Source organism: Lactobacillus sp. UMNPBX19, assembly GCF_002553805.1.
Lineage (GTDB): Bacteria > Bacillota > Bacilli > Lactobacillales > Lactobacillaceae > Lactobacillus.
This window is the reverse complement of the sequence record NZ_PCYR01000073.1, coordinates 1-1,360: the sequence shown is the minus strand read 5'-3', so window position 1 is coordinate 1,360 and position 1,360 is coordinate 1. Positions and strand designations below refer to the sequence as shown.

The window sequence follows — 1,360 nt, the reverse complement described above, 5'->3', positions numbered from 1 at the left end:
TCAATCCTTAGTCGCTTAATATTAATAAAGTGTCCAATTTTTGTGGGTCACTACAATGTTAACTTTTTTTAGAGATAGGTACTCAAAAAGTAAGATTGTTGTCATTAACATGGTGACCGTAATTGCTAACCCGTAAGCTGCCTCCATGTGTTCTGATGTCTTAAATAAAAAGACAATTCCGATTGTAGCAACGCATAGCATTTTATTAATAGAAGGAATGAAGATCTGTCCTTGTTCAGTAGAGGGATAGATAATTTTCATCCTTGGTAAAAATTTTAAGCCACTTGCTTCTGAAACTAATGTAAAAGATCCGGTAATTAGAGCCTGAGAAGCGATAATGGCTGCTAAGGTAGCTAAAATGATGGCAAAAAATTTCCACTGACTTGGAAGAGCTTCAAAGAAAGGATTAAAGTCGGTATTACCAGCATGATAGTTAGGATTTTCTAAAATCCATACTCCTTGACCAAGATAGTTCAAGGCTAGACAAATAAAGACGTAAGGCCAAGAAGCCATGATATTGCCTTTTCCTACGTGGCCTACGTCTGAATAAAGTGCTTCTGCCCCTGTAGTTGCTAAAAAGATAGCTCCTAGGATTAAGACACCAACCTTATTTGCTGGGCTAAACAAAATTTTGACTGCTAACACAGGGTTGAGAGCCTCAAGGAGCGACAAGTCATGACTTAGGTTCATAGCACCAATTAAACCTAAAAAAGTAAACCAGATAAGCATAATTGGCCCAAAAGTTTTTCCAATTATACTAGTTCCCATTCTTTGGATGGAAAATAAAAATAAAAGAATGATGATGGTAATAATAAGAACACTATTTTGATTAGGAACGGGAATATCATTGCCAAATCTCATGTTTTTAAGACCTTCAATTGCTGTCGTGACAGTAACTGCAGGTGTCAGTGTGCCGTCTGCAAGCAAGGCAGCTCCACCAATTAAAGCAGGAAGAACTAACCATTTGGCCTTTTTTCTAACTAAAGCATAAAGTGAAAAAATACCACCCTCACCATGGTTAGTCGCTTTAAGAGCAATTAGAACATACTTAACTGTTGTTAAAAGAGTTATTGTCCAAAGAATAAGAGAGATAGATCCGACTATATATTCTCTGTTAACACTAGCAATTCCTCCATTTTCATTCACAATTGCCTTCATAACATAGAGAGGACTTGTACCAATATCGCCATAGACGATTCCAATTGAAACTAAAAGGCCAGCTAGAGTGACCTTTTTTCGTACACCATTATTCATATTAAAATTTCCTAATAAAATAAAACATAATGACATTTTAGATAAATAAAAGTGTCTGGGAAAAAACTAACTTTCAGATACCAAAAGACGATCAATCCAACTCTTA

General features: G+C 35.8%; 1 pseudogene. It reads right to left on the bottom strand.

Annotated elements, in window-relative coordinates:
• Positions 1-63: 63 nt before the first annotated feature.
• Positions 64-1,254, bottom strand: a pseudogene (locus CP370_RS09085) (KUP/HAK/KT family potassium transporter); the annotation flags it as partial.
• Positions 1,255-1,360 lie beyond the last annotated feature (106 nt).